The sequence below is a fragment of the Aliinostoc sp. HNIBRCY26 genome, from assembly GCF_050235535.1.
GTDB lineage: Bacteria > Cyanobacteriota > Cyanobacteriia > Cyanobacteriales > Nostocaceae > Trichormus.
Map to the genome: position 1 here is coordinate 1439798 of NZ_CP189852.1, position 14306 is coordinate 1454103.

The following is a 14306-nucleotide window of genomic DNA, read 5'->3' on the forward strand; positions in this document are numbered from 1 at the left end:
GCTTAATTGCCAAAAACTGCTATTGAGTCAACCAATTTTCCTCAATGTCATCATTTTTTTAAAACCAGGGTAAATTTGGTGTATTAGTTTTAATTAATATATAGCATTTAGAATTATTTACAAGTCAAATTACCCTCCTTCATCTTCCCATGTAAATGGGATAGCTCAGAAAATCTATTTCCCTCCGTCTTTTCATAGCTATGGTATACACACAGCTATTTGCTGCGTGCAAAATGTGGCTAGATTCCCCCTAGCTTGATAAAGGGAAAACTATAATCAAAGTCCTATCTTCTTGTGGGCAAAAAATTTGTATGCCTAGAACAGAAAAATTGATAACGTTGAGTGTATTTTTAAGACAAAAATTTTGCAGGAAAAAAGCTCAGGCTTGCAAACTCCTATGGCGTAATTTTATTGAGTAATGTAGAGTAGCCAAAAATCCATTATGAAACCAGGAATTTTGATGAATGATCGCAAATAACCGATACTGACAAATCACTGAATTTTTAGCTCAGGTTCACATAAGACAAACTTTGTAAACCCAATGTAGATATTTGTCTAGCAAAATAGGTGCGATATAGTTCACAACGGGGTAAGACGCGATCGCCTTCAAACGTAATTAGTCCTAAACTCTCTAGTTTATAAGTGTCCATAGGATCAAGAACAACACCTTGTTTCGTCGATACTAGTTCTGTGTATGTCCTGATCAAATGCGGATTAGCTTGTAGTTTGACCCAGTGGCGTTGTAAATGATGACGGTATATCCCACCGTTGGCGATCGCATCTTTAATTAACTCTGTTAAACTCATAGTCCCAGAACTTAGATGATACAAGGCTAGCTGTATCAGTGCTGGATGACCGCCAATCAGAGACATTAACTGCACAGATTCTTTGCCAACACCCCACTTTAACCCATATCTTCTAGCTAATTCTTCTACTTGTTGATGAGTAAATTCATTGAGTCGAATCGGCAATCCGATATTAAATGGAGAATGGTTAATATCTAAAGAAACATACTTTTCTGTTGAGTAAACCACAACAAAGCGCAAGTTTTGCCATAGCCGATTTTGTCGTGCTTCCTCACACCAGGAACGTAATAAAGCAAAAAACTCTTGAGCTATATGAGGGTATGCAAAAAAGTGATCAACTTCACTCAAAACCAAAACTATTGGATTGTTAATTTGTTTGAGAATATAGTTTTGCAAGTAAAAGCTACAAACTAGTTTATAGCCTACCTCTTCATCCCATTTATCATCAATATTTGGTTCAATTCCTAGTTTTGTCGCAATTTGATGACAAAGGCAACGCAACAATTTATTCAAGTTGGTTAAACATTGGTCATCAATTTGGGAACAACTTAAATTAACAGTGTGATATCCTTGTGTTTCTGCAAAATCTAAAAGCCGCAGTACCAAAGATGTTTTACCCATCTGTCTGGGGGAACGAATCCGAATGACGCATCCAGGTTGAGTTACTTCACGATAAATTAAGTCTTCTACTGGCGAACGTTCAATATATAAGGTGGAATTTAATGGGACTGGGCCATCTGGATATGACCATGTAGATAAACGTTCTGTCTCTAGATACGAACTATCTGACAGAAAATCCAGAGACTCGATTTCATTGTCTTCTTGGATAAAGATGTAGTCTTCTTTTTGTAAATCTAAGTTGAAAGCATTGAAACATAATTTCAGGGTTTTTTGGTCTACACCTTTATTTGCAGACCACAATCTGCTGAGAGTTTTAGCAGAAAGATTTGTCTGCTGTGATAGTTGATCAAGCGTGATGCGATCGCCATGATTTTCTAATATCTCCCAAGAGAGCATTGCATCTTTTAATCTTTGCAATCCTCTAGGAGATAAGATCACACCCCGTCTTCTCTTTGTCTTCATTTGCTTTAAAGTCATAGGTTTTGTCACAAGAGTTTGTTTGACAACAAAATCTACTTGGTGTAATATAGTATTACACCAGTAATCAAAGGAACACGAATTACTAAAACTGATGGATTAGATCAAAATTATTGGTATTTACTTTGATCTAAACTTTCGCCAATATTTGCAGAACAATATCTGCACAAAGTTGGCTATTACCCAGCAAATCAAAGTGCAGTGTTTCAGAGAACTTATCGCCAAATCAGTAAAATACCCAAATTTGGAATAAGCTTAAGATTTAAGCTTATTCAAGACTAAAACCTAGAAATAATCTACATTTGAGCCGCATTTAACCTTATTTAGCCACAAATTTTCCGCTTCATTGTAATTCACTTATTTTTAATTTACTTTAGTTACTTCATTAAGATTGTTAACTGTTTATGAAGTTATCTATGTAAACTATAGGTGTTCTCCATAAACCAAACTACTGCATATTAACATCATAGTAAACACTTAAGGCAAGTAAATTCCATTTCAATACTTGTGTCAAGTCAGTATCACTTATCATGTTGATGATGTTTTTTCTATGGAAATTCCGTGAATACAGAAGATTACAAGGACGCGATCGCTTATATGGAGATGTAGTATTTAAAACTAAGTTCACCAGTGTGGCGCGAAAGAAGCTTTCCGAATCAGCTCTAAGACCTCCTTTTCAGCTAAAAGGTAAACACAAGAGTTTAGTCTAGTTGAGTTGAGGTATGTAATAAATCTGTATTTATACTTGGTTTGTTAAATTAGTGGATACTGAAATCAATCCCAAAAACCGATAGTTCAGGATTTTTAGGGCGTGGAATGGCTGAAAAATCGACTCAGGGGATGGCGTAACCGCCTGATTGCTCTTACAAGATGATCTGTAGGGAGAAAGGGGTTTTCTCCTGAGAAATACGGGGATGTAGGGGTATAGGGGAGGAAACCGTGTTTCCCCTAAGTCTTAATCAAATTGTGAGAGTAAGGTTTCTACTGTGGCGTTATGGTCTAGGAAGGAAAATAAATGTTTGTAGCGGAGTTTGCCATTTTTATCTAAGACAAATTGAGCAGGTAAAGGTGCGCCTAAAGCTTGTCCTACTCGATAGGTGCGAAATACTCGACAACTAGAATCACTCAGTAATGGCATTTTTAAGCCTAAATCTCTGACAACTATTTGACTTTGTTTTTCATCGGTACTAGTAATTAATAAAATTTCTATATCACGCTGTTGAAATTGCTCATAGTTTTCGTTTAAGGCTTTGATGTGAGGAAAACAAAATGGGCAATATTGCTTTTCTGTAAAAATTCTGGTAAATGCCAATAAAACAGGTTGTTTACCTCGATAATCCGATAGTTTCACTAGCTTTCCATTCGTAATGTCTGGTAATTGAAAGTCTGGTGTTCCGATTTCCAGCCTCAATTCGTTACTAGCTGGAATGGGGAGGAAATTCCGCAAAAAGCGTTCATTAAATAAGCCACTAAAATCTGTTGATGTCAGCATAAGAAATTCAAAATTATAAAACCACAGATAAACTTTCCACCTAACACTGATTTTATATCTCGTGTATATGTGTGTTCATCTGTGGTATTGATGATTTTCTAGTTTTAGTTTCTACAACCGCTAAAGCCAGCGTCATCACTTTTAGTTCTTGATTTCAGATTGAGATGATTAACAGAATCCAAAATCTAAAATCTAAAATTATGATGCTGATTAAACGGCAGAGAAGTAAACTTTGGACTTGACAGGATCAGGGTTCATGGTTTTATCACCAGGTTGCCAACCCGCAGGGCAAACTTCATCTGGGTGAGACTGCACATACTGAATCGCTTGTAATGTCCGCAATGTTTCATCAACGCTACGACCAAAAGCGAGGTTGTTAATGGTAGCGTGTTGAATGATACCATCTTTGTCAATGATATATAGACCACGCAAAGCAATACCTGCTGCGGGGTCTAATACGTTGTAAGCGGCACTAATTTCTTTTTTAATGTCGGAAACTAGGGGATAGTTGAGGTCGCCAACACCGCCAGACTTGCGATCTGTTTGAATCCAAGCTAGGTGAGAGAATTCACTATCAACGGAAACACCCAGAACTTCAGTGTTAAGTTTACTAAATTCTTCGTAGCGATCGCTAAATGCTGTGATCTCAGTGGGGCAAACAAAGGTAAAGTCTAGGGGGTAGAAGAACAGAACAACATATTTCCCACGATAGTCGGAAAGTTTGATTGTTTTGAATTCCTGATCCGCTACGGCTGTTGCGGTAAAATCGGGAGCTTGTTGACCAACGCGGAGGCTTCCTTCTATTCCGTAAGTGATGGACATTTACTATTATCTCCTTCAACTTATATCCGTTTACTAGCGTTGGAGTTGGGGTCAGGTAAATCTTACCCATCCACGCTTGCTCACAGTTTGATTACGATCTGTTACGACTATATCATAGTCATAACGATTTTGAGTAGCAAATGGTTGATTTAGATACAAAAGAATGGTTATTAACCAATGGCTTAGGTAGCTTTGCCAGTGGTACTGTTGCAGATGTTCGCACCCGAACTTATCACGGTTGGCTATTTGCGGCGACAAATCCACCGACTGGGCGAACCCTATTGTTTTCCCACCTAGAAGCTAGCCTAGAAGTCTCAAAAAAAGTTGTGTCACTAGGGACAAATATTTGGGGTACAGGTAATATCGAGCCAACTGGCTACAAACTGCTGCACACCTTCGATATTAACCCCGTTCCTAAATGGATTTGGGGTGAACAAGATTGGCAACTGAGTAGACAATTAATTATGCCTTATGGGATAGAAGCTAGCCACAATAGCGGAAATCTGCAAGATTCCTCAGTTAGCCATCGCCTGTTAATTCAATATCGCTATGAAGGTAGAGAAACTGCGATTTTAAGGCTGAGATTGCTGATTGCCGATCGCAATTTTCATAGTCAACAGACCCATAGTTCCGACTTACAATTTTCACAATTACTCGGTTATCAGCAAATCTACTTACAAGCCATCAGTAATGATGGCTTTGGTACACCTTGGCGATTGCGCTGGACACAGGGGGAATATCGAGCAGCTCCCGTATGGTACTGGAATTACGAATTTCCCGAAGAGACACAACGGGGACTAGGCGATCGCGAAGACCTGTTTAGCCCAGGTTATCTAACAGTAATTCTCAAACCAGGAGATGCCGTCACCCTAGAAGCTCGTATAGGTTTCCCTGAACAATTAATAGATCCTCTGACTCCAGACACCTTTGCAGAAGCAGTAGAAGCAGAACAGGAGCGACTATCCCAGATTTGCAGTTGGGAATCCGGGATAAAGGGACAAGGTGGACGAGGTGGACAAGGTGGACAAGAAAAAAACTATACATTGTTTCCCCTCCCTCCCTTGTCTCCCTTATCTACCTCATCTCCCCCCCATGCCAAAATTTGGCAACAATTACTCAAAGCCAGCGATCAATTTATTGTTTATCGGGCTTCCATTGCAAACCCAACGGTGATGGCTGGTTATCACTGGTTTAATGATTGGGGAAGAGATACCTTAATTGCTTTACCTGGGTTAACCTTAGTAACTGGACGTTTTGAGTTAGCCAAAAATCTCCTGCAAACTTTTGGACGTTACTGTCGTCATGGTCTTATCCCCAATACTTTCCCAGACAAAGACACTGAGCCTGCATACAATTGTATTGATGCAGCTTTGTGGTGGATTGAAACTCTAGGACTTTACCTAGAAGCTACCCAAGACTGGCAATTTTTAGCGGCACAGTTTTCCGTAGTACAGCAAATTCATAAAGCATTTATCGGTGGTACACGTTATAACATCCAAGTAGATGCAACGGATGGGCTATTGGGTTGGGATGCACCAGGAGTAGCCTTGACTTGGATGGACGCTGTAGTCGAGGGACAACCTATTACACCCCGTTCCGGTAAACCCGTTGAAATTAATGCCTTATGGTATTCAGCTTTATGCTGGATGAGTCAATGGGCAGAACACTTAAGCCAGCTAGAAACAGGCGATAAAGTACGTTTAGCCAATCAAGGTAAGCGTTATGCCCAACAAGCACAACAAGTAAAAACTTCTCTACAAAAATTCTGGAATCCACAATTAGGTTACTTATACGACACCATCGACTTTGACGATCGCCGCAATGCCCAAATTCGTCCTAATGCAGTATTAGCAGTGTCTTTACATCATTGTGGGTTTTTACCATCCCAAGGCCGACAGATATTAGAATTAGCCACTGATCGCTTGTTAACACCTTATGGTCTTCGTAGCCTTGACCCAGCCGATCCAGAATATATTGGTAGATGTTTAGGTAATAATCAGAAACGCGATCGCGCTTACCATCAAGGTACTGTTTGGACTTGGTTAATTGGTGCTTTTATTCGTGGTTGGCAACGTTTTCTCCCAGAACAACCAATACCTTTTAGTTGGCAACCTTTGTTAGATCACCTATGGCATGATGCTTGTATCGGTTCTATTTCCGAGATGTTTGATGGCGAACCACCACATTATCCCAGAGGTGCAGTAGCACAAGCTTGGTCAATAGCCGAAGTCATGCGACATATTTAAAATGGAAAACAATTATAGGAAAGGGAACAGGGAACAGGGAAAAGGAAAAGAAATAACAGAGGTGTACCTAGCTTCGCAGAAATCAAATATGATTCCTATATCTCTTCTATCTTTAGTCATAGATAAATCATCTCTAGAATATTTCTCTAGTGACAAATCAAACTCTCTAGAAGTATGAAGTTTTTATTTTTATTCTCACAGAAAATTAATTGGGTATAGGAGATATATTTTGCCATGTTGAAGTGCTGTTATGTTCTCCATTGGAGATTACGTACTAAATCAAAAAACGGGGCATTTAGGTAAAGTAGTTGGTTACGGCAATTCACTAGCTAATAATGTTTATATAGCTACCTTAAGAGTTATTGTAACTGAAACTGCTAATTCACAAAAGCAAGTTTTCATAGTAGAAGACGAAGTATCAAGATGGGTTCGGTGGTCTGTAGTGTAGGCTTTTCAGTAGCAGAGATGTAGGTAGGGGAATAGGGTAGACAAGGTAGACAAGGTAGACAAGGTAGGAGATGAGAAAAACTGTTCCCTGTTCCCTGTTCCCTGTTCCCTAATGACTAATGACTATTGACTATTGACTATTAACTATTGACTAACCCCGCAGAATTAGCATCTAAAAATAAAGTTGCTTGTGATTGTTGACGCAAAATAGAAGCAGGACAGTCTGTGCTAATTGAACCAGACAACATTCTTTTTACTATTTGGGCTTTGCGTTGTTCTGGTGCAAGACAAAGGATTTTTTGAGCAGAACAAATCAAAGGTAAGGTGACAGTAAAAGCATACTGAGGCACATTATCTAGATGGGGAAATTGTCCTGTATTAACTTGTTGTTGGCGATTAGCCGCGTCTAATTTGACTATTTTTACACTGTAAGGATCTTGAAAGTTAGCTACAGAGGGATCATTAAAAGCTAAGTGTCCATTTTCACCTATGCCCAGACAACATAGGTTAATAGGTTGTGCTTGGAGTAGTTTGGTGTAGCGATCGCATTCTGTCAATGGCTCTAAAGCATCACCTGCTATATAGTGAAATTGGTGAGGAAATACCCGCTTTTCTACCCGTTCTCGCATATAGTAGCGAAAACTCGCAGGATGATCGGCATTAATGCCTAAATATTCATCTAGATGAAACAAAGTAATTCTTGACCAATCTACACCACCTAAACTAATCAAAGCCTCTAAAAATTTTAGTTGAGAATTACCTGTTGCTAATAAAACCGCAGCCTTTTCCTGATATTGGAGAACTGACTTTAAATGCTGCTGGGCAATCACGGCAACATCTTGAGCCATATCTGACTCCGATTGGTAAACCTGTACTGCCAGGCGATCGACATGAAAAACTTTTGTGGTGGCTATCATTAGCTGTCAGTAGAATGGTGGCAATAATTATCAACAGAAATCATCCGATTTTAAATTTTGGATTTTGAATTGTGTAATGCTTTAATGGTGGGCTTTTGAGCAATCTGTCACGAGCATTTTTCAAATTTGTATCAGTAAACTCAAAGTCTCTCTCCTCGCAGGAGAGAGATTTAGAGAGAGGTTTTCCAGATACCGTAAAAATTTAGACTCAGCACGCACTACACCTAAAACAATGTAAACTGTTGATGTTAACTTAACAATTATTTACATTGAACCCCAAATTATGCTTGCTGCAATTCTTTTTGATTTAGACGGCACTATTGTGAACACTGACCCCATACACTACCAAGTATGGCGAAAAATGCTGTTAAATTATGGCATGGAAATTGATGAAACATTTTACAAATCTAGGGTTAGTGGGCGATTAAATCCAGAAATTCTCCAGGATATTTTGCCAAATTTGTCACCAGCAGCAAGTCAAGAGTTTGCTGATGAAAAAGAAGCGATATTTCGTCAACTTGCTTCCCATCTTAAACCATTACCTGGCTTTACTGAATTAGTAGATTGGACAAAGACACATCAATTAAAACGAGCTTTAGTTACAAATGCTCCTAGAGCAAATGTAGAGTTTATGCTAGAGCTTTTAAACATCAAAAATATTTTTCATACAATTGTTATTGCAGAAGACTGTACAGCCGCAAAACCAGAACCAATACCCTATCAAGTGGCTTTAGAGCAGTTGGGAATTGCCGCAGAACAAGCGTATGCTTTAGAGGATTCCCCTTCAGGTATTCGTGCAGCAGTGGCGGCTGGTATTCGTACTATTGGTATTGCTTCTACCCATGAGCCTCAAGAATTGCAAAAATTTGGCGCATTTATGGCAATTCCAGACTTTACTGATTTGCAGCTATGGAAATTACTAAATTCATCATTAGAGACAGTCACTTTCTTGACAAAGGGTATAGGGGTATAAGGGTATAGGGGTGTAAGGGAAAGACTTTTTCATGTTTTCTTGTGTACGCAATTTATGATGGCTACTGAATTCTAAAAAAAGGTGACAGTGAGAGGGAAACTATTCCCCATTCCCCATTCCCCATTCCCCATTCCCTATTCCCTATTCCGTACTCCTCGACGGTTTGCCGCAGGTACATTTGAGTTCCTCCGGCAAGCTGCTGGCGTGTCTACGGGTGAAACGTCTGTGCTGATGTCTCTCTTTTTTTGTTTCCCACATCATGAGTTAATGCCATAATTCTCTCAAATTGAAAATTACTCGCTAAACAACTTAAACATTCTTGTAATAGCAAATTTTTAGTAGGCATTTGATGAATTAAATCTAAAATCAAATCATCACTACCTTGGGCAGCAGCTTGATATATGTCTGCTACCCATGTTTGGGGCATTTTCAATAGTGAATCTAAGACATCATCAGTATTGAGTAATTTTTCTGAAGACGACTGAATATTAAATTGTTGATGGATATCTTCTTGATAGAGATAGCGTACACCTAAATACTGATTAAGTTTTTCGAGAATTTGCGCTTTCTGGAAAGGTTTATTAATTAGATCATCACAACCAGCTTGCACTATTGCCTCTCGTTGTTCTTCAAAGGCGTTAGCAGTCAGGGCAATAATAATTGTTTGGGGATGGCATGAACTAGAAATTGGTTGATGATTGACACAGACTTCAGTCAAAGATTTCTTCAACTTTACGTCAGTTTTTTTTGTACTTGCTCCTACCGTAGTCATGGACATGATAGAGCATTGTTTTTGTTGTTTTAACTCCAAAGAGCGAATCAAATGAGTAGCTTGATACCCATCCATGACAGGCATTCGCATATCCATGAAAATCAGGTGGGGATGCCATGTTTCCCACAAGGTAACAGCTTCTTTGCCGTTGGCAGCTTCCTGCACAGTAAAACCAACAGATGAGAGAAGTTTCACTAATAGTAAACGACTATCTGGGATGTCATCTACAACTAAAATGCGATACTGTTCTTGCTGTGGTGCTAAACCTATCACCCAACGCGATACTGATGAGACAGGCATCTCAGAGGGTAGAACCACCCCGACTTGAATATCAAAGGTAAATTGACTTCCTCTTCCCAAATTACTATTGACGTTAATCTCTCCTCCCATCATCTGCACATATTTGCGACTAATTGCCAATCCTAGTCCTGTTCCCTGTTGTGATTGTCTGCCGCTTTCAGTTTGCCCAAAGGCTTCAAATAATAATTCTAGTTCTTGTGAAGCAATCCCTGCTCCGGTATCTTGGATTTCAAAAATCAGGTGGACATTGGGAATAGTGTTTTTTTCTTCCTGCTGTTGTGCTGTGAGTTCCCAGTCGTTAGTGCCTAAACTGACGCGGAGTTTAACACTACCATTCGATGTAAACTTAATGGCATTGCCGACAATATTGAGCAGAACTTGACGTAGTTTGCTTTCGTCAGTTTTGATGTATTTTGGCAAGTTAGGAGCATATTCAAATACCAGATTCAGATTTTTGCCTGTTGCCCGAATTTGTAGCATTTCTTGGACATTATTTAACATCCGAATTAAATCAAAACTGTTGAGATTTAAGGTAGTTCTGCCAGCTTCGATTTTCGACATTTCTAAAATGTCGTTGATGAGATTAAGTAGATGTTCTCCGGCGCGGTTAATGATCGCTAAATTCTGTTGATGATCATAGGAGAGGCTGTTGTCATGACTCATCAGTTGCGTAAATCCCAAAATCGCGTTTAAGGGTGTTCGCAATTCATGGCTCATGTTAGCTAAGAATTCACTCTTGGCTCGGTTGGCAGTGTCTGCTGCTGTCACAGCAGCTTGTAAGGCTTGTGATTGTTGTTGAGTTTGTGCTAGTAGTTGTGCCTGTTGTAAAGCTACTCCCAACTGGTTGCCAATCTGCACTACGATGTTGATTTCTCCCGTTTTCCACTGACGAGCAGTAGAATTTTGATAGCTGGCTAATAATCCCCAAAGCTGATTACCACATAAAATGGGGACGATAACGTAAGCTTTGGCTTGGAAATTTTCTAAAAGATTAATATAGTCAGGATGTAAACCTCCTTGGTAAATATTTGAGACACAACAAAAGCTGGTGCTGGTTGTGGCTGGTATGTAATGATCTTGCAAATTAATGTCTTGAGTATCCAGCATTTTCTGGAGACATTGACCATTTTTTAAGGCATCTTTGGTGAGATTGGGGCTTTGTTGATGTAATTCCATGAGTGAAGTCCAACCCATCCCGACAGATTCAGCGACAAATTCGCCACTCCAATCAGGATGGAAACGGTAGACAACAACGCGATCGCAATTCAATACTTGCCGTAATTCTGCGGTGGTAGCGGTAAAAATAGTTTCCAAATCTAAGGTTTGGCGCATCCTTTGAATTACTTGGGCGATCGCTCTTTCTCGTTCTATACTTTCCCTCAAAGCGGTCTCTGCACGTTTGAGTCCACTAATTTCTAACATGACAGTACCTACACCAGAGGGGCTGTTATCTTCACCAGGAATGGGAAAATAAGACACCAAAAAATGACGCAGACCATTAGGCACATCATGAGCAGTAATACTGAGTTCCCGATTTAAAATTGCTTCCCCAGTTGATAATACTTGCCGACAGAAGGGTGTTAATAGTGGGTCAATGTGAGGAGCGATTTCTCGGAGTGTTTTGCCGATGAGGTCTTTTGATGGTTTACCATAAATATCTGCCATCAAGTCGTTAATCTGCACTAAGCGCATTTTGTGGTCAAGGATGTTCATCCCTACGGGCGCACCACTAAAAAAGGCGTTGAGTCTGGCTTCCCGCAGTTTTAATTGTTTTTCTAGCGTTTTGCGCTCTGTAATGTCTTTATTAGTACCAGTCATCCGTAAAGGTACACCCTGTTCATCGCGCTCTACAATTTGGCCGCGAGATTGTATCCATTTCCATTCCCCAGAGGGAGAACGCATCCGAAATTCCATCTCGTATACAGATGTTATCCCTTCTAGATGGTCATGAATGGATGATTTGAGGGCGCGCCAGTCTTCGGGATGAATTAACTGTTTTCTCACGAGCTGATGTTGATCAATCTCGGATTCTGCGTACCCTAGTACATCTCGCCATTTCCAATCACAATAAATTTTACCTGTTTGGATATTCCAATCCCACAATCCCAATTCACTTGCTGATAAAGCTAGTTGTAATCTTTCTTCGCTTTTTCTGTGGGCGGCTTCGATCATTTGCTGCTGAATTAGACTACCTAGTTGGGTAGCTACAGTCCCCACTAACATCAGTAATCGCTTATCTACTGACATAGCAGTGCGTTTAAAAAATACTAAAACAGCTACGACTTCCCGACCTGCCAGAATCGGCACAGCAAAACCAGCTTTGAAACCAACTTTAGCAGCCTGAAAAGAGCGTAAAAATTTTGACTGGTTGACTTGGGAAACATCTTCAATCCACTCTGGTCTTTTAGTTTCCCAGACTCGTCCAGGTAGTCCCATCCCCATTGTAAAGGTGACAGTTTGATTGCGATCGCAAAATTCTTCGAGGCGGCTTTCTTCACAGTGGCAAACTAAACTATGCTCTAAAACACTACCGTCATCACTGGGTATCCATGCTTCGCCAAAGTCCCAACTGATGGTTTGACAAATCAACCGCAAAACCAATGTTAAAGCACTTTTGACATCTATGGCACGGGTAATGGCTTGGGTCGTCAACAACAATAAGCGGCTTTCGTTTTCCGCTTGCTTGCGTTCTGTAATATCTTTAGCAGTAGCCAAGACAATTTTTTGCCCGTCAATTTCGATCATTTCTGCACTTAGCAGCACCGTCTTGATTTCACCGCTACAAGTGCGAAAATCAACCTCATGGTTGCGTAAGGTTTTTGTTTGTTTGAGAATTTGGGAGAGAAAATGACATTCTTGGGTATTTACCCAAATATTCAACTCCGTATTGGTAGTACCGATTACCTGGGCGCGAGTATAACCAAAGAATCGACAGAAACTATCATTAACCTCAATGTAGCGTCCTTCGGGAAAAGTACACAAGGCAATCGGGTCTGGTGAGGCGCGAAAGGCTGAGGCCAACTTCTTTTCGGAAGTGCGATGTGCGGCTTCAGCCCGTTGGCGTTCTCTGGCTTCTAATGCTAGAGAAACTAAATTACTTAAAGCATGGGCAAAGTTTTGGTCTTCCTCTGTCCAATGATGAACTACACCTACTGATTCTAAACAAAATACCCCTACTGTTGTCTCCCCCAAGCGGATAGGAATATACAGAATGGAAGTGATATTGCAGGGAATCAAGTAAGTTGAGGATAGTTCCTGTATTCGTGGATCTGGGGAAACTAAATCAGCAACTGCGATCACTTCGTTTTGCTGTAAAGCTTGAAAATAGTTGGGGTATTTATCAGCTGATAAAGTTAAGTTTGAACTGTGTTTGTGAGTTGTTTTCTCAAATAAATCCAAGCAATGAATTTGATGGTATGTTGTTTCTGATACCCAAATACTAGCTCTTTCCACACCAATATTGATCGCTCCTGCTTCTGTGACTTCGCCAAAAGCCGCAGATATATTTCCTTGAGATAGAGACTGATGTTTTGTCAGTCTACTTAATACCGCGTTATAGCTACATAACTTGATAGCATCGACTGTTGGAGTCTTTAGAGTATCATGAGCTTTCTCGCTATTTTCTGCGGAATTAATATTACATATAAATTCTAGTTGTTGATTCTTTTTTTCTATCTCTGTACCTAATTTTTGGATTTTTTGTCTTTCGGTAAATAACTCTTGCTTTAGCTTTTTAATTCTGATTTGATTTTTAACTTTAATTAAAACTTCTTGGGGTCTGAGGGGTTTAATTAGGTAGTCAGCAAATTTTAGTTTCAGTTGATCAAAAGCTAGGTTAATTTCTTCTATAAGGACTAGGATGATAACTGGTACATCTAATTTTTTATCTTTGAATTTTAACTTTTTATTAACTAAATTATAATGTAATCGAGCTATGGAAATATCTATAAGAATTAAATCTGGAATAAAATCTAATACAGAACCAGCATCTAATTGCTGGAGGGATAATCTTTCAACTTGATAATTATGAGAAGCAAAAATATTTAATAAGGAATTCCAAGTGGCTACTTCATCGTCAATTAAGAGAATCTTAATTGTGTTATTAATCAGTTTCATATTATAATAATTTATGAACAAGTTTTCTAGTATCTTAGTTGAATTTCCATCATATTTAAAACTTAAATATCTATGCTTTTCAGTGACATTGCGTAATCGAGATGTCAGTGAATTACTTATATAATTAATCACTTACGCCTAAATATAACTCGCGCTTGCTACAAACACATCCCTAAAATCACTTATTCGTGATTAAAAGGAAATAAGCAACTCTTAAGAGAAAATAGTGAGCAGGAGACTTGTCACTAAAAATATCCCATTACTATTTAGGGAAGAGGGCAGGGAGCAGAGAGAACTCTGAGCGGAGGTTTCCTCCG

The 14306-nt window shown here is 39.4% G+C and carries 9 protein-coding genes; 4 read left to right on the plus strand and 5 right to left on the minus strand.

What is annotated here, in order from left to right; all coding sequences use genetic code 11:
- Positions 1 to 503 precede the first annotated feature (503 nt).
- A complete protein-coding gene (locus tag ACQFX9_RS06015) occupies positions 504 to 1904 on the minus strand; it encodes an AAA-like domain-containing protein (protein ID WP_427161149.1) in 1401 nt (466 codons plus the stop codon).
- Between the two features lie 530 nt (positions 1905 to 2434).
- Between ACQFX9_RS06015 and ACQFX9_RS06020 the strand changes: the two genes are divergently transcribed.
- On the plus strand, positions 2435 to 2614 hold the full coding sequence (locus tag ACQFX9_RS06020; protein ID WP_427161150.1) for a hypothetical protein: 180 nt from the start codon (positions 2435 to 2437) through the stop codon (positions 2612 to 2614).
- Between the two features lie 245 nt (positions 2615 to 2859).
- Here the strand turns inward: ACQFX9_RS06020 and ACQFX9_RS06025 are convergent, their stop codons facing one another.
- Positions 2860 to 3396: a peroxiredoxin family protein gene (locus tag ACQFX9_RS06025; RefSeq protein ID WP_427161151.1), complete on the minus strand. Its 537-nt coding sequence runs from the start codon at positions 3394 to 3396 to the stop codon at positions 2860 to 2862.
- Between the two features lie 210 nt (positions 3397 to 3606).
- Positions 3607 to 4218 (minus strand): peroxiredoxin, encoded by a 612-nt coding sequence (locus tag ACQFX9_RS06030; protein WP_103139147.1) that lies wholly within the window; start codon positions 4216 to 4218, stop codon positions 3607 to 3609.
- 140 nt (positions 4219 to 4358) lie between these two features.
- Between ACQFX9_RS06030 and ACQFX9_RS06035 the strand changes: the two genes are divergently transcribed.
- Both ACQFX9_RS06035 and ACQFX9_RS06040 read left to right on the plus strand, forming a co-directional pair.
- Complete coding sequence (locus ACQFX9_RS06035) at positions 4359 to 6464, plus strand: amylo-alpha-1,6-glucosidase (protein WP_427161152.1); 2106 nt, start codon at positions 4359 to 4361, stop codon at positions 6462 to 6464.
- Between the two features lie 250 nt (positions 6465 to 6714).
- Positions 6715 to 6912 carry a hypothetical protein gene (locus ACQFX9_RS06040; protein WP_236142404.1) on the plus strand — a complete coding sequence of 66 codons (198 nt, stop codon included), beginning with the start codon at positions 6715 to 6717 and terminating at the stop codon, positions 6910 to 6912.
- A 139-nt stretch (positions 6913 to 7051) separates the two neighbouring features.
- Here ACQFX9_RS06040 and ACQFX9_RS06045 read toward each other — a convergent pair whose 3' ends face one another.
- Positions 7052 to 7828 carry a glucosamine-6-phosphate deaminase gene (locus ACQFX9_RS06045; RefSeq protein ID WP_427161153.1) on the minus strand — a complete coding sequence of 259 codons (777 nt, stop codon included), beginning with the start codon at positions 7826 to 7828 and terminating at the stop codon, positions 7052 to 7054.
- Between the two features lie 283 nt (positions 7829 to 8111).
- On the opposite strand from ACQFX9_RS06045, the gene ACQFX9_RS06050 reads away from it, so the two are divergent.
- Positions 8112 to 8801 carry an HAD family hydrolase gene (locus ACQFX9_RS06050; RefSeq protein ID WP_427161154.1) on the plus strand — a complete coding sequence of 230 codons (690 nt, stop codon included), beginning with the start codon at positions 8112 to 8114 and terminating at the stop codon, positions 8799 to 8801.
- A gap of 208 nt (positions 8802 to 9009) precedes the next feature.
- Here the strand turns inward: ACQFX9_RS06050 and ACQFX9_RS06055 are convergent, their stop codons facing one another.
- Positions 9010 to 13989, minus strand: coding sequence for a GAF domain-containing protein (locus tag ACQFX9_RS06055; protein ID WP_427161155.1), 4980 nt, complete (start codon positions 13987 to 13989; stop codon positions 9010 to 9012).
- Between the last annotated feature and the right edge of the window lie 317 nt (positions 13990 to 14306).

Bases quoted from the DNA above. Each gene is read 5' to 3' on its own strand.
- ACQFX9_RS06020 (WP_427161150.1), top strand. From the start codon at position 2,435: ATGTTGATGATGTTTTTTCTATGGAAATTCCGTGAATACAGAAGATTA.
- ACQFX9_RS06045 (WP_427161153.1), bottom strand. From the start codon at position 7,828: ATGATAGCCACCACAAAAGTTTTTCATGTCGATCGCCTGGCAGTACAG.
- ACQFX9_RS06040 (WP_236142404.1), top strand. From the start codon at position 6,715: ATGTTCTCCATTGGAGATTACGTACTAAATCAAAAAACGGGGCATTTA.
- ACQFX9_RS06030 (WP_103139147.1), bottom strand. From the start codon at position 4,218: ATGTCCATCACTTACGGAATAGAAGGAAGCCTCCGCGTTGGTCAACAA.
- ACQFX9_RS06050 (WP_427161154.1), top strand. From the start codon at position 8,112: ATGCTTGCTGCAATTCTTTTTGATTTAGACGGCACTATTGTGAACACT.
- ACQFX9_RS06015 (WP_427161149.1), bottom strand. From the start codon at position 1,904: ATGACTTTAAAGCAAATGAAGACAAAGAGAAGACGGGGTGTGATCTTA.
- ACQFX9_RS06035 (WP_427161152.1), top strand. From the start codon at position 4,359: ATGGTTGATTTAGATACAAAAGAATGGTTATTAACCAATGGCTTAGGT.
- ACQFX9_RS06025 (WP_427161151.1), bottom strand. From the start codon at position 3,396: ATGCTGACATCAACAGATTTTAGTGGCTTATTTAATGAACGCTTTTTG.
- ACQFX9_RS06055 (WP_427161155.1), bottom strand. From the start codon at position 13,989: ATGAAACTGATTAATAACACAATTAAGATTCTCTTAATTGACGATGAA.